The organism is Neorhizobium galegae (genome assembly GCF_017877135.1).
GTDB classification, from domain to species: Bacteria; Pseudomonadota; Alphaproteobacteria; order Rhizobiales; family Rhizobiaceae; genus Neorhizobium; species Neorhizobium galegae_A.
Window position 1 is genome coordinate 1 of record NZ_JAGIPH010000001.1, and the last position, 21,508, is coordinate 21,508.

General features: G+C 61.5%; 16 protein-coding genes and 1 tRNA gene. 10 read left to right on the plus strand and 7 right to left on the minus strand.

Translation table 11 applies throughout. From position 1 onward, the window contains the following. Window positions 1–187 precede the first annotated feature (187 nt). Window positions 188–1,816, plus strand: a complete 1,629-nt coding sequence (locus J2858_RS00005) for a recombinase family protein (protein ID WP_210102730.1) — start codon at window positions 188–190, stop codon at window positions 1,814–1,816. On the opposite strand, the gene J2858_RS00010 is transcribed toward J2858_RS00005, so the two are convergent. Beyond that, window positions 1,785–1,869 (minus strand) — tRNA-Leu (locus tag J2858_RS00010). The genes J2858_RS00005 and J2858_RS00010 overlap by 32 nt on opposite strands. 239 nt (window positions 1,870–2,108) lie before the next feature. Here J2858_RS00010 and J2858_RS00015 point away from each other — a divergent pair. Then, the gene (locus tag J2858_RS00015; protein WP_210102731.1) at window positions 2,109–2,384 is read left to right on the plus strand and encodes a hypothetical protein; all 276 of its coding nucleotides are present in this window, start codon (window positions 2,109–2,111) and stop codon (window positions 2,382–2,384) included. Between the two features lie 62 nt (window positions 2,385–2,446). Then, window positions 2,447–2,929, plus strand: a complete 483-nt coding sequence (locus J2858_RS00020) for a response regulator (RefSeq protein WP_210102732.1) — start codon at window positions 2,447–2,449, stop codon at window positions 2,927–2,929. Window positions 2,930–3,022: 93 nt separating this feature from the next. On the opposite strand, the gene wrbA is transcribed toward J2858_RS00020, so the two are convergent. Continuing rightward, the gene (wrbA, locus tag J2858_RS00025) at window positions 3,023–3,622 is read right to left on the minus strand and encodes an NAD(P)H:quinone oxidoreductase (protein ID WP_210102733.1); all 600 of its coding nucleotides are present in this window, start codon (window positions 3,620–3,622) and stop codon (window positions 3,023–3,025) included. 276 nt (window positions 3,623–3,898) lie between these two features. Between wrbA and J2858_RS00030 the strand changes: the two genes are divergently transcribed. From J2858_RS00030 to J2858_RS00055, 6 genes are all read left to right on the plus strand, one after another. Then, on the plus strand, window positions 3,899–4,669 hold the full coding sequence (locus J2858_RS00030) for a competence/damage-inducible protein A (RefSeq protein WP_210102734.1): 771 nt from the start codon (window positions 3,899–3,901) through the stop codon (window positions 4,667–4,669). A gap of 151 nt (window positions 4,670–4,820) precedes the next feature. Then, window positions 4,821–5,663 (plus strand): universal stress protein, encoded by an 843-nt coding sequence (locus J2858_RS00035; RefSeq protein ID WP_210102735.1) that lies wholly within the window; start codon window positions 4,821–4,823, stop codon window positions 5,661–5,663. A gap of 141 nt (window positions 5,664–5,804) precedes the next feature. Further along, window positions 5,805–6,302 (plus strand): xanthine phosphoribosyltransferase, encoded by a 498-nt coding sequence (gene gpt, locus J2858_RS00040; protein WP_210102736.1) that lies wholly within the window; start codon window positions 5,805–5,807, stop codon window positions 6,300–6,302. A gap of 280 nt (window positions 6,303–6,582) precedes the next feature. Continuing rightward, the gene (locus J2858_RS00045; protein WP_210102737.1) at window positions 6,583–8,367 is read left to right on the plus strand and encodes a methyl-accepting chemotaxis protein; all 1,785 of its coding nucleotides are present in this window, start codon (window positions 6,583–6,585) and stop codon (window positions 8,365–8,367) included. An 84-nt stretch (window positions 8,368–8,451) separates the two neighbouring features. Then, complete coding sequence (locus J2858_RS00050) at window positions 8,452–9,030, plus strand: hypothetical protein (RefSeq protein ID WP_210102738.1); 579 nt, start codon at window positions 8,452–8,454, stop codon at window positions 9,028–9,030. 330 nt (window positions 9,031–9,360) lie between these two features. Further along, the gene (locus tag J2858_RS00055) at window positions 9,361–10,035 is read left to right on the plus strand and encodes a spermidine synthase (RefSeq protein ID WP_210102739.1); all 675 of its coding nucleotides are present in this window, start codon (window positions 9,361–9,363) and stop codon (window positions 10,033–10,035) included. Window positions 10,036–10,109: 74 nt separating this feature from the next. On the opposite strand, the gene J2858_RS00060 is transcribed toward J2858_RS00055, so the two are convergent. Continuing rightward, the gene (locus J2858_RS00060) at window positions 10,110–12,017 is read right to left on the minus strand and encodes a methyl-accepting chemotaxis protein (protein ID WP_210102740.1); all 1,908 of its coding nucleotides are present in this window, start codon (window positions 12,015–12,017) and stop codon (window positions 10,110–10,112) included. A 679-nt stretch (window positions 12,018–12,696) separates the two neighbouring features. Here J2858_RS00060 and J2858_RS00065 point away from each other — a divergent pair. Beyond that, window positions 12,697–16,512 (plus strand): vitamin B12-dependent ribonucleotide reductase, encoded by a 3,816-nt coding sequence (locus tag J2858_RS00065; protein ID WP_210102741.1) that lies wholly within the window; start codon window positions 12,697–12,699, stop codon window positions 16,510–16,512. Window positions 16,513–17,340: 828 nt separating this feature from the next. Here the strand turns inward: J2858_RS00065 and J2858_RS00070 are convergent. The 4 genes from J2858_RS00070 to J2858_RS24060 all read right to left on the minus strand — a co-directional run bounded on the left by J2858_RS00070 (window position 17,341) and on the right by J2858_RS24060 (window position 21,350). Continuing rightward, the gene (locus tag J2858_RS00070; RefSeq protein WP_210102742.1) at window positions 17,341–18,153 is read right to left on the minus strand and encodes an SDR family oxidoreductase; all 813 of its coding nucleotides are present in this window, start codon (window positions 18,151–18,153) and stop codon (window positions 17,341–17,343) included. A gap of 107 nt (window positions 18,154–18,260) precedes the next feature. Continuing rightward, on the minus strand, window positions 18,261–19,226 hold the full coding sequence (gene ftsZ / locus J2858_RS00075) for a cell division protein FtsZ (RefSeq protein ID WP_210102743.1): 966 nt from the start codon (window positions 19,224–19,226) through the stop codon (window positions 18,261–18,263). 334 nt (window positions 19,227–19,560) lie between these two features. Continuing rightward, entirely contained in the window at window positions 19,561–20,202 is a 642-nt protein-coding gene (locus tag J2858_RS00080; protein ID WP_210102744.1) for an outer membrane protein, read from the minus strand. A gap of 224 nt (window positions 20,203–20,426) precedes the next feature. Beyond that, window positions 20,427–21,350 carry a c-type cytochrome gene (locus J2858_RS24060; RefSeq protein ID WP_245365496.1) on the minus strand — a complete coding sequence of 308 codons (924 nt, stop codon included), beginning with the start codon at window positions 21,348–21,350 and terminating at the stop codon, window positions 20,427–20,429. Window positions 21,351–21,508 lie beyond the last annotated feature (158 nt).

The window sequence follows — 21,508 nt, forward strand, 5'->3', positions numbered from 1 at the left end:
TCGCGGACTTCAGGTGAAAACTTGTTCGTTGTCTTGCTCATATCGGCTCCACTTTCTCAGAAGTTGGAGCCTCCGGCAAACCCGGCGCGGTTCAGCTTTGTAGATCGCGCATTTGGCGTCGATTCCGTCCAGCAAGCGATGGATGCCCGCCCGATCAATACACCACAGCCACCGCGAGCGCCTTCTATTGGCGGTCGCCGACGACGTTCCGCAAAAAGACCGCGGAGACGCCCACTCCACACCGAACAACGAAAGCATCAAGCAAACGGAGAGCAAGGTAATGTCGGACCTAATTATCGTAGGCTACGGCCGGGTTTCAGGGAAGAAGCAGCTCAAGGAGGGGGACGGTCTCGGGTCGCAAGAAGCCCGAATAAAGGATTACGCGCGAAATCGCGGGTATCCCTCGCTGTCTGCCATGTTCGTGGATGACCGAACCGGGAGCACAGAACACCGCCCAGGTTTCGCGGACATGCTCAAGTTTTTGATTAAAAATCGTCGAGCTAGATGTGTGGTGATCATTGACGATATCACACGCTTGGCCCGCAGCGTTATCGTCCACCACAAACTTCGGGCTGCTATTGCAGCAACCGGAGCAAGACTTGAGTGTCCCTCCTTTGAGTTTGGTGAGAGTTCCGACGACATTCTCGTCGAGAATCTTCTTGCCAGCGTGTCTCAACACCAACGGCAGAAGAACGGCGAACAGGTACGGAATCGCATGAGAGGACGCTTGTTGAACGGCTACTGGTGCTTCTCCAAACCGCCCGGATACGAATACGCAAGAGTTGCAGGACAAAAAGTTCTGGTCCCCCGAGAGCCGGTCGCGTCGATTGCGACTGAAGCGCTCGAAGGATTTGCCAGCGGTCGATTTCAGACTAAGGCCGAGGTGCAGCGCTTTCTGGAAAACAGTCCGGGATATCCAAAGCAGCCCGATGGCACGGTGAAGGTTGATAGAGTGACCGAACTGCTAACTTCGCTGCTGTATGCAGGCTACATCGAGTATCTGCCGTGGGACGTTTCGATCAGGCGAGGACACCACCAAGCCCTGATCACCTTTGAAACTTATCAACGAATCCAAGAACGTTTAAGGGGAGCTGCTAAAACGCCGGGTCGCTCTGACTTGAGCGAGCATTTTCCGCTTCGTCAAGCCGTTCAATGCGCCCACTGCAATCGGCTTCTCGGAGGGGCTTATTCGGTTGGACGAAGCGCCGAGTATCCTTATTATTTTTGTCTCAACAAGAAATGCATCCGCTATAGGAAATCCTTTGGTCGTGACGAGATGCACAATCAATTTGAGGCGTTGCTCAAGAAGTTGACGCCCTCCGCCGAGATCATCGAAATCGCTACTGCAGTTTTTCGCAACACGTGGGAGAAGCGATCAGCCGGAGCAGCAGAGCGAACCGCGCTTCTTCGTCGCGAGCTGGCTACTACTGACAATTCAATCGGACGCCTGATTGATCTCATTACAGGTGCTGCCAATGCCGAGTTGATTGCGACCTATGAGGCGCGGCTCGTTGATCTTCAGAGGCAGAAGACTGCGCTTGCTGAAAAGATCGAAATTGGGGCGAAAACGATGCCGGATTTCGACGCGACCTTACGAACCGCCATCACGTTTCTTTCAAGCCCTTGGAAACTATGGGAAACTGGCAAGACCGAGGATCGAAGAGCTGTGCGGAAATTGGTATTCACTGAGAATCTTCAGTATGCACCTGAAGTGGGCTTTCGAACCGCCGAAACCACCTTACCATTCAGGGTGTTAGAAGGTCTCCAGGTGGATAATGTTGAAATGGTGCGGACGGCGGGGATCGAACCCGCATGACCAAGGCCGAGGGATTTTAAGTCCCTTGCGTCTACCAGTTTCGCCACGTCCGCATGCGAAGCCTTCTTCGAGGGCTTGCGACAAAAATGCAAGGGCATGTTTGGGCGGATTCGGTCTGCCCTTGCAAGAAGAAGACGACATATCATGTCACAATTGTTCCGGCTGCCTACGCCTGCAATGATCGGGCCTGCCGGCGCCCTTGACCCGCCATCGCCGGGATAAGCTCGGACGGCCACGGAACTTGCGCTTGCAGCCGGCAGTTGGACGCGCATCAGCAACAGGAATGCACCTGATGAAAATTTCCACCCTTGTCGTTTTTGGCGCCCTTGCCCTTTCGGCCTGCAGCACGGTCACCGATGGGCCGGGCTACGATCCCATCCCCGGCAGCATCACCTATACCGGGCAGCCGCGCACAAAGCTCACCAAGTCACCGATCGGCAGCACCTTCGCGCATGAATTTCCCGCCAATGGCGGGCAGTATGTCGAGACCTACCAGATCCAGCCGGATCGCAGCCTGAAGATCGTTCGGCGCATTTTCCAGCCCGATATCCTGAATTTCAACGATTAGTCGGCGACGGGCGGCCGAGCCCGCGGCGAACGGGACCGGAGCCGCAAAGCCACGGACGCCGGATGGCACGTGCCCCTTGCATCCGGCGCCTGCGGCCCTATGTCGTCACCGCATCGAAAGGAATTCTCGTGAAATATCGCTTTCTCATCGTCGAAGACGGCCTGCTGATTGCCATGGATCTGGAAGAAGCCATCGAGCGCAGCGGACATGAGGTGGTGGGCATTGCACCGGACATGAAGGTGGCGCTGAACTATGCCAAGGATGCCGATATCGCCTTTGTCGATGTGCGCCTGGCCGATGGCGAGACGGGTCCGCAACTGGCGCGCATTCTTGTCGAGCGCGGCATTCTTGTGGTCTTCGTCACCGGCAATCCGATGCTGGTGGAAGGTCGCGACGCCGGCGCGCTCGGCGTCATCGCCAAGCCGCTGACGCATCAGGCAGCGCTCGACGTCATCCAGTTTGCCGTCGACTGGAAAAACGGCGTCACCCGCAATCCGCCGGGACGCCTTCGCCTGTTCAAGCCGCTTGCCACTCCCGGAAACTGACTTTCGAAAAGGGCGTCAGGCCATTGAAAGTATGCGAAAAAGGCGCGGAAATGACCGCGCCTTTCCTGTGCGTGTGCTAAAAAAACGATCCGCTCAGCCGGCGAGCTTGTTGGCGATCTTGGCCACGTGGGCACCCTGGAAGCGGGCACCTTCCAGCTCGATTGCCGAAGGCTGGCGCGAACCGTCGCCATTGGTGATGGTGGAGGCGCCGTAAGGCGAACCGCCCTTGACTTCTTCCGTGCCCATCTGGCCCTGGAACGAATAGGGAAGACCGGCCACGACCATGCCGTGGTGCAGGAAGGTCGGAATGAAGGACAGGATGGTCGATTCCTGGCCGCCGTGCTGGGTGGCGGTCGAGGTGAAGACGGATCCGACCTTGCCGATCAGCTTGCCGGTAAACCACTGGCCACCGGTCTGGTCCCAGAAATTGCGCATCTGCGAGGCAACCGTACCGAAGCGCGTGCCGGCACCGACGATGATCGCGTCATAGGCTTCCAGATCAGCGGGCGTGGCAATCGCGGCCGGCTGGTCGAGCTTGTAGTGCGCGGCCTTGGCTACCTCTTCCGGCACCAGTTCCGGCACGCGCAGCACGGTCACGTCCGCGCCTTCGGACTTGGCGCCTTCGGCCACAGCGTAAGCCATGGTTTCGATATGCCCATAGGTGGAATGATAAAGTACGAGTACCTTTGCCATGTCGTTTTCTCCCTTCGTTGACAACGCCGGACTGGCGTTCGTGTTGGTGAGGAGATTACCCGCAATGGGGCTGGAATCTACCCCTAATCGAAGCACGCACTGTTCACCTATTGAAAACGACCACAACAGTTCGGTCACATTTCCGCAACAAATCGGCCGGATGTCCTTGGCTGCCACGTGGGCTCGCGCGCTGAATATGTCTTCATCTGCCGGCGCGTTTGGCCTAGGAAGAACAGACATGCCTTGCTTGATCATTCCCGCACCATGAGGACTGCCATGACGTCTCGGATCGTAACCGCTGCCATGCTCGCCATCGGCGATGAACTTCTGTCGGGCCGGACGAAGGACAAGAACATCGGCCATCTGGCCGACCTTTTCCTGCTGTCGGGGATAGACCTGAAGGAAGTCCGCATTGTCGCGGATGAGGAAGAGGCAATCGTCGAGGCGCTGAATGCGCTGAGCCGCCGCTACACCTACGTCTTCACCTCCGGCGGCATCGGCCCGACGCATGATGACATCACCGCCGATGCGGTCTCGAAGGCGTTCGGCCTGCCCTGCGAGCATGATGCGGCAGCCATGCAATTGCTGGCAGCCATGTACGAGCGGCGCGGCATGGAGTTTACCGACGCCCGAAAGCGGATGGCCCGCATGCCAAGGGGTGCCCGCCACATCGCCAACCCGGTTTCCACGGCACCGGGCTTCATTGTCGAGAATGTCTATGTGATGGCCGGCGTGCCGCAGGTCTTCCAGGCCATGGTCGACAATATCCTGCCGGAGCTCGAAACGGGGGCAAAGATGCTCACCCGCTCGCTTGCCTGTCCCTATGGCGAAGGCGATATCGGCACGCTGCTGGGCGCCATCCAGAAGGCCCATCCGGATACCAGCATCGGCTCCTACCCGAAATATGACGGCCAGCGCTTCTCCACCGAACTGGTGGTGCGCGCTCGCGACGCGGCAGCGCTTGACGCAGCGTCAGAGGCGATCAGCGCCATGATCCGCGATCTCGATACCGCGCGCGCCGCTGGCAATCCCGGCCCTGAAGCCTGAAGCGGAAAGGCGAGTTCGATCCCCCACATCCTCAGGTGACTCAGCGTGAGGCTGATGGAACACGCCAGCGCTTGACCCAGCGCAAGGCGCGTCCCATCTCCAAGGGCATGGTGGAAAAACAATCCGCCATGAGCGCAAAGGAGATATCGCCATGGGTTACAAGACCATCCTCGCCGTCCTCGACAGCCCGAAGAACACCGGGCCCATTTCCGAGTTCGCGATCGACCTGGCGCGCCAGTTTTCCGCGCATGTCGTGGGTCTTCGAGCCGAAATCCTGCCGACGGTGCCGGTGATTGCGCCGATGGAAATTCCTGACCCGACAGCCATGGAAATGCTGCAGCAGGCGGCGGAAGTGGAGACGGGCAAGATTGCCGCGGCGTTTCGCGAAAAGGCGGAGCACGAGGGCATATCCTTCGAATGGCGCTCCTTTGTCTCCTCGGCCGGCTACAGTTCCGAAAGCGTTCTGGAATGCGCGCGCGCCAGCGATCTGATCCTTGCGGCGCAGACCGACCCGGCCTTGAGCAATGACAACAGCGCGGATCTCGAAACGCTGCTGTTTGAAAGCGGCCGCCCGGTGCTGCTGGTGCCCTATATCCTTTCGGCTCCCAAGCCCGTTCGCCGCGTGCTCATCGGCTGGAATGGCTCGAAAGAGGCGGCCCGCGCCGCCTTTGACGCGCTGCCCTTCCTCACCCGGGCCGAAAGCGTCGAAATTCTCTCCATCGATCCGCCCGGCATGCCCCGCCAGGCGCCGGACCTTGCCGGTGCCGATCTGGCCGCAGCGCTTGCCCGCCACGGCGTCAACGTCACGCTGACCACGCTGGAAAAGGGCGAGCTTTCGGTGGAAGCCGTCATCGAGAACCGGCTCTCCGATAACAGCATCGATCTTCTGGTGATGGGGGGCTATGGTCATTCGCGCTGGTGGGAAATGCTGTTTGGCGGCGTCACCCGCAATGTCTTGAACAGCATGACGGCGCTGACGCTTCTGTCGCGTTGATCCGGCTTGCGCGCAGACGCGATTTACAGCTAATAGCAACGGCCAACGGGACGAGGACGACACGCCTTGGTCCCGCGGGCTGCTCCGGCGTCACGGCCAGCCCTGGACCTTTCTTCAAGCGCCGTTGCGGAGCCACCCCGAATGTCCCTACCCGATAAAGCCTTTCCCGTCTCCTGGGATCAGTTCCACCGCGATGCCCGTGCCCTTGCCTGGCGACTGGCAGGCCTTGGCCAGGAGTTTCGCGCCATTGTCTGCATCACCCGTGGCGGCCTCGTGCCGGCGGCCATCATCTCGCGCGAACTGAACATCCGCCTCATCGAAACCGTCTGCATCGCCTCCTACCACGACTATGTGAACCAGGGCGAAATGAACGTGCTGAAGGGTATTGCCGCCGACCTGACGACCGATGGCGGCCGCGACGTTCTGGTGGTGGATGACCTCACCGACACCGGCAAGACAGCATCGGAAGTGCGCGCCATGATGCCGCAAGCCCATTTCGCCTGCGTCTACGCCAAGCCGAAGGGCGTTCCGACAGTCGATACCTTCGTGACCGAGGTCTCGCAGGACACCTGGATCTACTTTCCCTGGGACATGGGCTTCACCTATCAGGAGCCGATCGCCAAGGGCACCAAGGGCTGAGCCCCCATCCAGCAGACAGGAGCGATTCGCACGGCTGCGGATCGCTCGGCCGCCTCTCTTTCTGAGGTGATACTAACTTTCATTTTTCTTCATAGGCTTAGCCGCTTCCTTTTGGGCGGACGTACGCCAAGGTTTAAGCCTTCCTTCACGTTCCTGCCCCATATTTTGGGCGTGTTCTCGTATCTGCGCGATACAACGCTGGTCATGATCGATCGAGCTTTTGAGCACACGGTGCGTTGCCAATGTTCCGGTTTTGCCGGCCACGACGCAGAGACGCCAGATGCAGCGATCGCCGAAATCTCTGACCCTGACGGCCAAACTGGCCGCCATCATTGTCGCCATCAACCTCGCAGGCATGCTGGGCCTCTCCTTCTACACCTGGCGCAGCGAAAGCGCGTCGATGCTGGAAGATGCCACGGAGAGTTGGAGCAAGGACAGCGCCCAGTTCGCAAGCCTTGCCGCTGGTGGCGTGAAATGGGGCAAGGCCGAGGCCGTGGCAGAAACCTATGCGCTCTACCGCGACGATGCCAATCTCAATCTGGTCCAGTTCGCGGCCTACGGCGCGGATCTGAAACCGGTCAACAGCTGGAGCCGATCCGGTCCGCAGAACCTGCCGACAGACGCTGACCTTGCCAAGGCAGCAGGTACCCGGCCGGAAAAGCCGCGCGTGGACATGAGCGCAGTCGGCAACGGCTATGTCACCGTGGTTGCGCCGCTTCCGCTCGACAAGGGCGGCAAGGTGAGTGGCTATGTCGTGACCACCTGGTCGGCTGAGAGCATTCTGGCAGAAGCGGCGCATAAGACATTGCTGGCGCTCTCCCTGCAGTTTGCCATCATTGCCATCGCCATTGCCGTCTTCATCCTCACCATGGGCCGCATCATCGGCCAGCCGCTGAAGGCCTTGAGCGGCCGCATCACCGGGCTTCAGGCCGGTGATCTCGAGACGCCCGTCCCCTACCGCGACCGGGGCGACGAAATCGGCTTTCTCGCCCGCGCTCTGGAAGGATTTCGCAACGATGCCGTGGCCACGCTCGAGCAGCGCCGGCTTGCCGAGGAACAGCAGCGAACGCTGAATGAAGAGCGCCTGCGCAATGCGGCGCAGACCCAGGCAACGGCTGCCACGCAGAACCACGTGATGCAGACGCTGGGCCTGGCGCTGGAGCGGGTGGCAAAGGGCAATCTCGACACGCGCCTCGACAATCTGGGACCGGAATTCGACAAGTTGCGGCTTGATTTCAACGCCATGGTGGCCTCGATCACCCGTGCCGTCGGCGACATCAAGACGGCCTCCTTTGCAGTGGAAACCGGCGCCAGTGGACTGGCAGGCCAGGCCGAACAGCTGGCGCAACGCACCGAGCGGCAGGCCGCCGCGCTTGAAGAAACCGCGGCCGCCCTTGGCCAGGTCACCAGCACCGTGCGCACGTCCTCGCACAATGCCGAAACCACCGGCGCGATGATTGCCGAAGCGAAGGCCGAGGCGCAGCATTCGGCCCACGTGGTGCGCAATGCGATCGGCGCCATGGACCGCATTCAACAGTCCTCCTCGCAGATCGGCCAGATCATTTCGGTGATCGACGAGATCGCCTTCCAGACCAACCTTCTGGCTCTCAATGCCGGGGTGGAAGCGGCGCGTGCCGGTGAAGCCGGCAAGGGCTTTGCCGTCGTTGCCCAGGAGGTGCGCGAACTCGCCCAGCGCTCGGCCAATGCCGCCAAGCAGATCAAGACGCTGATCGACGTTTCCAATTCTGAGGTCTCCGGCGGTGTCGAGCTCGTCAACCAGACGGGCGATGCACTCCTCAAGATCGAATCGCATATCGCCCGCATCAACGACGGCATTCTGGTCCTGGTCGATGCGTATCGCCAGCAGGCATCGGGCCTCCAGGAAATCAACGGCGCCCTCAACAACATGGACCAGACGACGCAGCAGAACGCAGCCATGGTGGAAGAAACCAGTGCTGCCTGCCACGAACTTCTGTCGCAGAGCCAGCTGATGCAGGACGCGGCAAACCGCTTCCAGCTGAGCCCCGGCGCCCCGTCCGCACACGCCGTGCGCCACGTTGCCTGAAACCATTCTTCCGCTTCGCAAGCAGCCCGGCACGCGACACGCGGGCTGCCCTTCAAAACCTCAACCGCAATAGAGGACCACCTGATGAGACGCACAGTCACAAGCCTTGCAGCCCTTGCCCTCCTTGCCTTCGGCGCTCAGCCGCTCCTGGCTGAAGATGCCCATGTCGCCCCGGTGACCGCCTTCTTGAAGACGGGGGTCAGCCCCTGGGTCAACGATCCCATCATCATCTCCGCGATCAAGGCACAGAACGCCCAGCATGCCGGCCTGACGGAAGCCGATATCATCAAGCTCGACAAGAAGTGGCGCGCCGAGGTGGAGGCTTCCGACAAGCCGCTGATCTCTGCGACACTCGGCAATGCCGTCTCCACCTTCCTGAAGAGCAAGCAGGCCGCCTCCAAGGGCGCAATCTCCGAAGTCTTCGTCATGGACAACAAGGGCCTGAATGTCGGCCAGAGCGATATCACCTCCGACTACTGGCAGGGTGACGAGGCAAAATTCCAGAAAAGCTTCGGCGTCGGCAAGGGCGCCATCTTCGTTGATGGCATCGAAAAGGACGAATCGACCCAGGCGCTGCAGTCGCAGGCCTCCATGACCATCATGGACGAAACCGGCACTCCGATCGGCGCCATCACGGTCGGCGTCAACATGGACGCCCTCTGATACGCAAGCCGGCAGGATCTCAATCGCGGCCGCCCTCCGGGGCGGCCTTTCTATTGAATTGATTACAGGACGTCGACGACGCTCACGCACACCGCGACGGTGCCTGGCTGTCCTCTTGACGCTTTCCTCACCGATGCCAGGCTCGATATACCCCTCCTCCAACCTGGCTTCCATCGACGACAGACACCTCTGCGCCACAGGCGGACTTGTCCTTACCCCTGCCCCATGCGATGAGGCGGCCTCATCGGTTCCCGTTGCTGATCACCGCCGGGGCCGGCAGAGACCAAGCGTCGGCCAGTGCCGGCCATGCACAGAAGGCGTCCCGGATCCATGCTTCCCTGGATACAGATCGACGAGGCAGACATTCCCGGCGATGGTGGCACGTTGCGGCTCAAGCAGCGCGGCAGCGAATTCTCCATCATGCTCGGTGCCAACGAGCTGATGAATAGTCGCCTCAGCGGATCGGAGGAGGCGCTCGCGGTCCTGTCTCAGGAAAAGATCGCCGGTCGAAAAAAGCCGCATATGCTGATCGGCGGCCTCGGCATGGGCTTTACCTTGCGCGCGGCGCTTGCCGTTCTGCCGCCGGACGCGAAGATCACCGTCGCGGAACTGGTGCCGGCCGTCGTTGCCTGGGCACGCGGCCCCATGGCAGAGGTGTTCAAGGGATGCCTCGACGATCCACGCGTCACCATCCACGAAGGCGATGTCGGTGGCCTGATCGCCGCCTCCCCGGCCACGTTCGACGCCATCCTGCTCGACGTCGACAACGGTCCCGACGGGCTGACGCGCCCCTCCAACGACCGGCTCTACGATCATGAGGGCCTGCGCGCGACGCGCGCGGCGCTCTGCCCCGGCGGCGTCTTGTCCGTCTGGTCCTCCGGCCCGGATGCCGCCTTCACGCGCCGCCTCAAGGACAGCGGATTTTTGGCCGAGGCAAAAACGGTGCGCGCCAGTACCAAACGCAGCGGCGCCCGCCATGTGATCTGGCTTGCCGTGAAGCGCTAGCGCATCCGACGCTCAAACGAAAAAGGCGCCGCATTGCTGCAGCGCCCCTGTTGCGTATGCGGTGCCTGTGAGGCTCAGGCAGCGCTGCGATAACCGTGGCTGGTGCCGCCATGGCCGTCCAGGCGGAACTTGGACAGGATCGCCGTCAGCTGGCGGCTTTCGGCGGCCAGCACCTGGCTTGCGGCGGTGGTTTCTTCCACCATGGCCGCATTCTGCTGCGTCATCTGGTCCATGTGGTTGACGGAGGTGTTGATCTCGCCGAGCGCTGCGGATTGTTCGCCGGCCGCCCGCGCAATCATCGCGACATGCTCGTTGACGCGGTTGACCTGCTCCTCGATTTCCTTCAGCGCCTCGCCGGTGGACAGAACCAGCGTCACGCCGCCCTTCACCTCGTCGGCCGATGCATTGATCAGCGTCTTGATTTCCTTGGCGGCGTTGGCCGAACGCTGCGCCAGTTCACGCACTTCCTGGGCAACCACCGCAAAACCGCGCCCCGCCTCGCCGGCACGCGCTGCCTCGACGCCGGCATTCAGCGCCAGGAGGTTGGTCTGGAAGGCAATCTCGTCGATGACGGAGATGATCTGGCTGATCTTCTGCGAGGACTGCTCGATGCGGCCCATGGCATCGATCGCGTCGCGCACGATGCCGCCCGAGCGGCCGGCGCTCACCTTGGTTTCCGAAACCATGCGGGTCGCCTCATTGGCGCGATCCGTGGAGGTGCGCACCGTCGTGGTGATTTCCTCAAGCGCTGCCGCCGTCTCTTCGAGCGAGGCAGCCTGCTGCTCGGTGCGGCGGGCAAGCTGGTTGGAAGCGGTCGACAGTTCTCCGGAATTGTCGGTGATGGTGCTGGCAGCGCTGCGCACGTTTTCCATCGTCGCCCGCAGCGTCGCCATGGTCGCGTTGACGTTTTCCTTCAGTTCGGCGAAGGCGCCCTGGAACTGGCCGCGCATGTCCTGCGTCAGATCCTGCTCGGCAAGGGCTGCAATCACGCGGCGCACTTCGGTGACGCCCTGATCGACATTTTCCACCAGTTCGTTGACGCTTGCGGCAAAGCGCTGCAGATCGGCATCGTCGTAAGACTTGGTGATGCGCTGGCTGAAATCCCCGGCCGCGGCCGAGGCCACGATACCGCTGATCGAAACCTGCAGATCCTTGCTCTGACGGTTGAGCGCGGCTTCCTGCGCTTCCATGGCACGCATCTGGATCTCGTTGGCACGAAACACTTCAAGGGCCCGCGCCATCTCGCCGATTTCGTCGAGGCGGTCGGTATCGGTGACCGGCTGGTCGGTGTTGCCCTTGGCCATGTTGCTCATGACCTGCGTCATCCGCCGGATCGGGCCGGCGATATCACGCCGCGCGATGATGAGGCTGAGGGCCACGCCGAGCGCGATGCAGACGGCGGCCGTGATGGCGAGGATCAGCACGGTCGTCTGGGAATCTTCAATGGCACGGCTGCGCGACTGCGACAGCGTGTTGGCGGAATAGGTGCTGTAGACCTTGACGGTCGCCGTCACGGCCTTCTGGCCGTCCAGCGCCTTGGCAAGCGCTGCGGCCATCACCTTGGGATCCTTGCCCGCATCGGTCCCGGCCACCTTCACCATCTCGCGGATGCTATCGAAATAGGCGCCAAGGCTCGCGCGGATATCGGCCAGCTGCTTCTGCTCGTTGGCATCGGCGGTGGCTGCGATCTTCGGAAGACGCTCCAGCATTTCCTTGGAGCGCTTTTCCGTTTCTGCGGCAAAGTCGGCTGATTTTTCCGGCGCCAGCGCCAGCTGATAGGTCATGCGGCTGATGGCGATGATATCGACGCGCAGATCCATCGCCTCGCGGGCAACCTCCTCGCGCTGGCCTGTGTCTTTGAGCGAGGAGCCAAGCAGGAAAAGGCCTTGCGTGCCGACGCCGGCAATGGCCGCGGCCGCAACGCCCATCAACACCACGACAAGGCCGATCTTCTTCAGGATGGACAGGTTCTTGATTTTCACGAGACGCATCTCCGGGCAGGGCAACAACATCAACTGTCCACGCGGGATCACGCAGACTGAGTATCTGCCGAAATCCTAAACTTCGAATATTAAATTTTTGCGCTGCAAACAGTGTGGATTATGGCACCCTCATGCGTAGATTTTGACGCCCTCAACACCGGTGACGGTCGTGTATGCGCAGCGACCCGCGCAGCTTCGACGTAAGGCCTCCTTACTCAAGCCGTTGAGTTTCCTTGGGGATTTTTTTCTCCCCGTTTTCCACAGCTTACAAACACAATATCTTGTGGTTAAAAAACGGTTGCAAACTACGCCTTGACGAATCTATCGGTTCGGCCGAGATTGAATTCCATGTTGCGGCGGCGACTGGACCGGAGCACGAGGCCGGTTCTCCAAGCGCAAAATCACCCCATCCGTCTGCAGGCGGCTTGCCATGAAGGCACGCACGCGGGGCGGTATTCGCGTGCCTTTTGCGCCACCGTCACGACAAAATTGGGCTGGTGGAAAACTGTCGTTTATACTATATTTAGTGTTTACAGCCACAGTGACCACCATATATCAGGTCACCACTCCAAGGATGGCTTGCCGCATTCGCATGACGGGCAACGGCCGCCGGTTGAAACGCAACCGCCGCGGATGAGATTTTCTGCGCCTTTCATGGCGCATAGCGAGGACGAAAAAGATGCGCATAGAACGTCGTTTCACCAAGCCGGGTCAGGGTGCCTACGCCGATATCGCCTTCCGCAAGGGGGTCAGCGAAATCCGCAATCCCGATGGCTCGATCGTCTTCCGGCTGGCCGATATCGATGTTCCCGCGCAGTTTTCGCAGGTCGCCACCGACGTGCTGGCGCAGAAGTATTTCCGCAAGGCCGGCGTGCCGAAGTTCTTGAAGAAGGTCGAGGAAAACGATGTTCCCTCGTTCCTCTGGCGCTCCGTGGCCGATGAAAAGAAGCTGAAGGATCTGCCGGAAGCCGAGCGCTACGGATCGGAAACCGATGCGCGCCAGGTGTTTTCGCGTCTCGCCGGCACCTGGACCTACTGGGGCTGGAAGGGTGGCTATTTCTCGTCCGAGGAAGACGCCTCCGCTTTCATGGACGAGCTGTCCTACATGCTCGCCACCCAGCGCGTTGCGCCGAACTCGCCGCAGTGGTTCAACACCGGCCTGCACTGGGCCTATGGCATTGACGGTCCGGGCCAGGGGCATTTCTACGTCGACCCCTTCACCGGCAAGCTGACGAAGTCGAAATCCTCTTACGAGCATCCGCAGCCGCATGCCTGCTTCATCCAGTCCGTCGAGGACGACCTCGTCAACGAGGGCGGCATCATGGACCTGTGGGTGCGTGAAGCGCGCCTGTTCAAGTACGGCTCCGGCACCGGCTCCAACTTCTCCTATCTGCGCGGCGAAGGCGAAAAGCTGTCGGGCGGCGGTCGCTCGTCCGGCCTCATGTCCTTCCTGAAGATCGGTGACCGCGCAGCCGGCGCCATCAAGTCCGGCGGCACCACGCGCCGTGCGGCCAAGATGGTCGTCGTTGACATCGACCATCCGGATATCGAAGCCTATATCGACTGGAAGGTGAAGGAAGAGCAGAAGGTTGCCGCTCTCGTCACCGGTTCCAAGGTGGTTGCCAAGCACCTCAAGGCCATCATGAAGGCCTGCGTCAACTGCGAAGCCGACAACGAAGCCTGCTACGATCCGAACCAGAACCCGGCCCTGAAGCGCGAAATCAAGGCCGCCAAGAAGGACCAGGTTCCGGAAAACTATGTCAAGCGCGTCATCCAGTTCGCCAAGCAGGGTTATAAGGATCTCGACTTCAAGACCTATGACACGGACTGGGATTCGGAAGCCTATCTGACGGTCTCCGGCCAGAACTCCAACAATTCCGTCTCGCTGAAGGACGATTTTTTGCGCGCTGTCGAGAATGACGGCGAGTGGAACCTGACCGCCCGCAAGGACGGCAAGGTGATGAAGACGCTGAAGGCCCGCGACCTCTGGGAAAAGATTTCCTATGCCGCCTGGGCATCGGCCGATCCGGGCCTGCACTTCAACACGACGATGAACGACTGGCACACCTGCCCGGCGGCAGGCCCGATCCGCGCATCGAACCCGTGCTCGGAATACATGTTCCTTGACGACACGGCCTGCAACCTTGCCTCGCTGAACCTTCTGCAGTTCAAGGACGCCAAGACCAAGAACATCGACATTGCCGATTACGAACACGCCGTTCGCCTCTGGACCGTCGTGCTCGAAGTCTCCGTCATGATGGCGCAGTTCCCGTCGCGCCAGATTGCCGAACTGTCCTACCAGTACCGCACGCTCGGCCTCGGCTATGCCAATATCGGCGGCCTCTTGATGTCCTCGGGCATCCCGTATGACTCTGCGGAAGGTCGCGCCATTGCCGGCTCGCTCACCGCCATCATGACGGGCGTGGCTTACGCAACGTCAGCGGAAATCGCCTCCGAGCTTGGCCCCTTCCCCGGCTTTGCGCCGAACCGCGACAACATGCTGCGCGTCATGCGCAACCATCGCCGCGCCGCCTACGGTGAAGCGACCGGCTATGAAGGCCTGTCGGTCAACCCGGTCCCGCTCGTCCATGCGGAAAACCCGGACCAGGATCTCGTCGCCCATGCCAAGGCTGCCTGGGACAAGGCGATCGCGCTTGGCGAACAGCACGGCTACCGCAATGCCCAGACGACGGTGATTGCGCCGACCGGCACGATCGGCCTCGTGATGGATTGCGACACGACCGGCATCGAGCCTGACTTCGCGCTGGTGAAGTTCAAGAAGCTCGCCGGCGGCGGCTACTTCAAGATCATCAACGGCGCCGTTCCGGAAGCGCTACGCACGCTCGGCTACACGGAAAGCCAGATTGCCGAGATCGAGGCCTATGCCGTCGGCCATGGCAACATCAACCAGGCGCCCGGCATCAACCCCGGCTCGCTGAAGACCAAGGGCTTTACCGACGAGAAGATCGACGCGATCAACGGCGCCACCAAGGCCGCCTTTGACATCAAGTTCGTCTTCAACCAGTGGACGCTCGGAGCCGACTTCCTCAAGGAAACCCTGAAAGTTTCCGACGAGCAGCTTGCCGACATGAGCTTCAACCTTCTGGAGCATATCGGCTTCTCGAAGAAGGACATCGAAGCCGCCAACATCCATGTCTGCGGTGCAATGACGCTGGAAGGCGCGCCTTTCCTGAAGAACGAGCACCTGCCCGTCTTCGATTGCGCCAACCCCTGCGGCAAGATCGGCAAGCGGTATCTGTCGGTCGAAAGCCATATCCGCATGATGGCGGCAGCCCAGCCGTTCATCTCTGGCGCGATCTCCAAGACGATCAACATGCCGAACGAGGCAACCGTGGAGGATTGCGGCGCCGCCTACATGCTCTCCTGGAAGCTGGCGCTGAAGGCCAACGCCCTCTATCGCGATGGCTCGAAGCTGTCGCAGCCGCTCAACGCCTCGCTCATCGAGGACGAGGAGGACGAGGATGCGGTGGAAGAGCTGATCCAGCAGCCGCAGGCCGCGCAGGCCGTGACGATCACCGAAAAGATCGTCGAGCGCGTGATCGAGCGTGTCACCCGCGAGCGGGAAAAGCTGCCGAACCGCCGCCAGGGCTATACCCAGAAGGCGAATGTCGGTGGTCACAAGGTCTATCTGCGCACCGGCGAATTCGGTGACGGCCGCATCGGCGAGATCTTCATCGACATGCACAAGGAAGGTGCTGCCTTCCGTGCGATGATGAACAACTTTGCCATCGCCATCTCGCTCGGCCTGCAATACGGCGTGCCGCTCGAGGAATATGTCGAGGCCTTCACCTTCACCAAGTTCGAGCCGGCCGGCATCGTGACGGGCAATGACGCGATCAAGAACGCCACGTCGATCCTCGACTACGTGTTCCGCGAACTCGCCGTCTCCTATCTCGGCCGCCACGATCTGGCCCATGTCGATACGTCTGACTTCTCGCAGACGGCACTCGGCAAGGGCATCCAGGAAGGCAAGACCAACCTCGTCTCCACCGGCTGGACGCGCGGCTACAAGCCGACGCTGGTCTCCAGCAGCGAGCGCGGCATGAGCGGTTCGGAAGCCAAGGGTTCGGCAACCGCCGCCCCTGCCAAGGCATCGGCTGGCGGCAATGTGACGGCCTTTGCAGGCTCTGCCGCCCGCAAGCTCGAAACGACGCTTGCCATTTCGACCTCGGAAGTCGTCTCCTTCAAGCGCGATTACGAAGAGCGCGCCAAGGAACTGGCCGAAGAGATCGCCGAAGAAGTGATCGCCGACGAAAGCCAGCAGGCAGCAACGGCACTCTTCTCCGACAAGGCCGAAGCCGACGCAGCCGCTGCCAAGGCTGACGCCAAGAAGGTGGAAGCCGAACGCCGCATGCGCTCCATCGCGCAAGGCTACACGGGCAACATGTGCTCCGAGTGCCAGAACTTCACGATGGTGCGCAATGGCACCTGCGAGAAGTGCGACACGTGCGGTGCGACGAGCGGGTGCAGCTGATTGCGCTGAGATTGAAGGAATGCGGCGGCCCGGGGGAAACCTCGGGCCTTTTGCTGCCGGAAGATGACTGCCGGTTCATGCGAGGCGATGGATCCTCGGGTCAAGCCCGAGGATGACGACCAAGTGGGGCCAACGCCCCATATTTTCGTATAGACAAGAGCCGGGCGACGTTATCCTTGCGCTTGACTCGAGGATCCATTGCCCCGCCTGCTGCCCGCAAGACCGCGCAATGTCCCCATCATAACCGATCAATTAAACAGGGCACGCCCTGTTGTTACCACCTGCCTTTGAGCCAGTTCGCCCCCCCCTCTGCCCTGCCGGGCATCTCCCCCACAGGTGGGGAGATCACCGTGCCGCAGCGTCGCCGTTCCCATTGCAGGTTGGCGGCAACTACCTCGACGCAAAATTTGTCTCCAGATTGACAGGCGGGAAGCCTCGTTGGCCCAGGGAGTGCGAGTCGCATGGCGAATCGCGCTCGCCTGTACCTTCATGGCTGGGCGAACCGGTGCCGTTCTGCCGATCTCCCCACCTGTGGGGGAGATGCCCGGCAGGGCAGAGGGGGCGCGCTTGCGCAGGCGGCTAGCCTCGGTTCCCAACAGCGCGCCGGCATCGCTGCCGATCGCCCTCGACTGTAGCTCCATGGCTGGGCGAGCCGGTGCCGCTCTCCTGATCTCCCCACCCGTGGGGGAGATGCCCGGCAGGGCAGAGGGGGGCGCGCTTGCGCAGACGGCAGCCTCGAGACGGGCGCGCTTGCGCATCGGGCTAATGCTTGGCTTGGGCGCAAAGGCACCATCCAGCGGAAGCCCCACCCCCCCCCGCAAAACAGCCCTACCCCTCCAGCCACCCCGCCGGCACCGGGGCGTCGTCGTAGCCGCCATAGACCGATTGATCGAAGGGGATGACCGCCCCCGTCATCATGCCGCTCTCGTCAGACGCCATCCAGAGCACCGTGCGGGCCACTTCCTTGGGATCAAGGATTCGGCCGAAGGGTTTTTCGGCGGCCTTGCGGTCGATGAAGTCGGGGTCACCGGTTTCAGACAGGATGAGCTTGCGCTCGTGGTCGGAATTCATCCAGCCGATATCCAGCTGGTTGACGTGGATGCGGTGGCGCATCAGCGAGAAGGCGGCGTTGCGCGTCAGCGTCGCCAGCGCCCCCTTCGACGCCGAATAGGGGGTGAGGAACGGCTGGCCGGCCAGGCTCGACATCGAGCCGATATTGACGATCCGCCCCTCGATGCCGTCGCGGATCATCAGTTTCACCGCATCCTGCATCAGGAAGAAGGGAGCGCGCGTATTGACCGCAAACATCCGGTCAAACAGCTCTGGCGTGGTGGTGAGAAGATTGCCACGGTCGGTGAGGCCGGCGGCACTCACCAGAATGTCGACACGGGAAAATTCCCGGTCGGCAGCGGCGATCACGGTGCGCACCGCGTCGATACGGCCAAGGTCTGCGGCGACCATTTTGACCGGCACGCCCGTATCGGCCGCAATGCGCTCTGCCACCGCCTCGCCCTTTCGAGCGTCGCGACCGACAAGCACAAGGCCGGCCGCACCCGCTTGCGCAAACTGTGTGGCAATGGCGGCACCCAGCCCCTGCGTGCCGCCCGTGATAACCGCGATCCTGCCTTCAATCCGGCTCATGGCCGCTCCTCCCCTTCCTCTGTCGCCACTCCGGCAGGCCGTTCAATCTGCCGGATCTCTTTGCGGACGGGCGCCTCCCCGCGCCCGCTCCGCTTGGCCTTAAAAACTCAGGCCTTGCCTTCCAGCCCGGTTGCCACCACCGAGACGCGGAAGCGGCCATCGAGATTGCGGTCGAAAATGGCGCCGACGACGATGTCGGCTTCGTCCTGCACCTCGTCGCGAATGCGGCTTGCGGCCTCGTCCACCTCAAACAGCGTCATGTCGGAGCCGCCGGAGATGGAGATGAGCACGCCCCGCGCGCCATGCACCGAGATATCGTCCAGGAGCGGATTGGCGATGGCGGCTTCCGCAGCCTTCATCGCCCGGCCCGTGCCTTCCGCCTCGCCGGTGCCCATCATCGCCCGGCCCATGCCGCGCATGACGGATTTCACGTCGGCGAAATCGAGGTTGATGAGGCCCTCCTTGACGATGAGATCGGTGATGCAGCCGACACCGGCGAACAGCACGCGGTCGGCGGTCATGAAGGCATCGGCAAAGGTGGTCTTGGCGTCGGCAATGCGGAACAGGTTCTGGTTCGGAATGACGATGACCGTGTCGGCCGCCAGCCGCAAGGCCTCGATGCCAGCTTCCGCCGTCCTCAGGCGCCGGTTGCCCTCGAAAGAAAACGGTTTGGTGACGACGCCGACCGTCAGGATGCCGGCGGCCCGCGCGGCAGCGGCAATCACCGGTGCGGCCCCCGTGCCTGTGCCGCCGCCCATGCCGGCGGTGACGAAGCACATGTGCGAACCGGCCAGATGATCCATGATCTCGTCGATGGATTCTTCAGCAGCCGCCCGCCCGACCTCGGGCAGCGAGCCGGCACCAAGCCCTTCCGTCACATGCGCCCCAAGCTGGATGCGGCGCGAGGCCTTGGAGGTGGCCAGCACCTGCGCATCGGTGTTGGCAGCGATGAATTCGACGCCTTCGAGATCTTCGGCGATCATGTTGTTGATCGCGTTGCCGCCGCCGCCGCCAACCCCGATGACGGTGATGTGGGGCCGCAATCCGGTAATGCCGCTCCTGGCATTGCTCATGGTATTCTCCTTTTATGCAGAGCCTGCAGCCCGGCGATCGCGCCGTCATGCAGCCTGTCGGATGCAAACGGACGCTTCAATTCTGTGATGAGACGCATCGTGCTTCCGACAACCGATCCCGATGAGGGGCCGATGCTTGCAGGCCGACGGCGAATCGGGGGCACATTAGCATGGCCAAGGCGGCAAAGCCGGGGCGAAGACGCGCTGAAGAGAGAGATGTTTTGGCAGGCCTTCTCGCGGGCATCGCCACCCGCATAAAGATGCCTGCCCCAACGAAAAATGGCTCCCCCGGACCTGGGGAAGCCATGACTTTTACGCCTCTTCGGCGTGTAGACTAGAACTTGTAGTTGATACCCGCCTTGACCGAATGATCGTGCAGGTCGCGCTCGGAGGGCGCACCGCTGTCGAAGCTGCGGACGTTCGGCGTGCCGGTGTAGTTGTATTCCACCTTGGCCGAAATGTTGGACGTCAGCTTCTGCTCGACGCCGGCGCCGATGATATAGCCGGGCTTCCAGCCATCCGGGCCGGACACGTTGCCATTGTCACGGAAACTGGTCATGGCAAGGCCGGCCGTGCCATAGATCAGCGTCTGGTCGAGCGGCATGCCGACCTTGCCCTTGGCGGCCAGGCGATGACGCTCCTTGAGCTCACCGCCGTTGACGCGCACTTCCGTGTCGCCCATGTAGGAGGCTTCGACTTCACCGCCGACGACGGCGCGGCCGACCGTGGTGTTGTAGCCTGCCTGCACGCCGGCTGCGACGCCGTTGTTGCTGGAGAACGGGTTCAGTTTCGGCATCCCAACGCCGGCATGCGCACCGACATAGGCGCCATCCCAGCCGGACGAGACCGACGGTTCGCTATAGACCGGCGGCTCCGAATAGGGCGCGGCAAGATCGGCGGCGCAAGCGGCCGAGGCAAAGGCAGCAGTGGCGGAAAGGGTGGCGAAAAGCGCCACGGCATAAGGCTTCGAGGTCATGATACTACTCCATACACAGCCTGCATGTGGCGAATGCGCAGGCGATACATTCGGCTGTCACCACGGGATCCTCTAAACGGCCAAGCCCCATACCGAGCGCCGATCCCGTACCAAAGATACCTTTCATTCGCATCAATTCATAAACATTCCATTAACCGAGCCCGGGCCGGTGCACCCGTCTGTGGCAGTCTGACACAAGACCTTTCGAAATGCCTTCGCGGTCGTCAGGGATTTTCCTTAAGATAGGCAATCACATCGTCGATCTGCGACTGAAACCAGAAGCCGTAAAAGCGCATTTTCGTGCCGGGAATTTTTTTCGACGGGCTTGCGAGAAATTCGCCAAGTGCGGCCTCGTCCCACACCAAGCCGGCCGCCCCCGCCTCTCGAAGCGCCGGTGAATAGGCATAGCCCGCCACGCTTGCGGCCCGCCGCCCGACCACGCCCTTCAGGTTCGGACCAAAGCCGTTGCTCTCGCTGTCTACCACATGGCAGGACGCGCATTGCTGGAAGGTGCGACGCCCCTTCTGCGCATCGGCGGCATCGGCCGGCGCAGTGGTGAAAGCCAACAAAGCAAAGAGCAGCGCCTGTCGCACACGCGCTCGCCGGGGAAATTTTCCCCCTGCGTGGTTTCGTTCGAAAAGAAAAAACGCTCTTCCTGTCACGTTACCCTGCCGCCCCCCCATTCGCCCTGTCTCACGATGGCGGCGCAACGCACGACTGCCGGCCATGACGCGCCCGAGAAACAGTAGGCCCGAAAGCAAGGTTGGCAAGAGAAGAGAGGCATAGGTATCGCTCCACATGTCCGACCACCGCAGCGGGTTGCCGTCGGCGAGATCATCGAAGAGATCGAGCACTTCGTTTGTCATCTGGAGGGCAGCGACCAGAAGCAGGCTGAACGCGATACGGCGCGAGACGAGCAGACACATGAGAAACGTGCCGAGCGCCACCAGGACATGGAGGCTCTCAGGTCCAAGACGGGTCACGTCGAGCACTATCTGCTTCATCTCGCCATACATGACATCGTCCCCGCAAGCGCTGGAACGCGTCCTACCATCGATCATCGACCCGAGGCCAGACCTTGCTGTCTCCGGAAAAAGGATCGGGCTTTCACAGATTGAATCAACGCCTTGCCGGATCGATTCATCCAAGCACCGTAAGGTGCTGATAGAACGTCGCTTTTTGACTGGTTTCAGCCAAAGAAAAGGCCTTGTCCGGCAGGGGAAACGGGACAAGGCCTGAAACAGACTGGAGATAAAAGTCTTGTTCTTGTCGGGCTGTGGTGGATCACAGCCGGGTCGCCGCATCT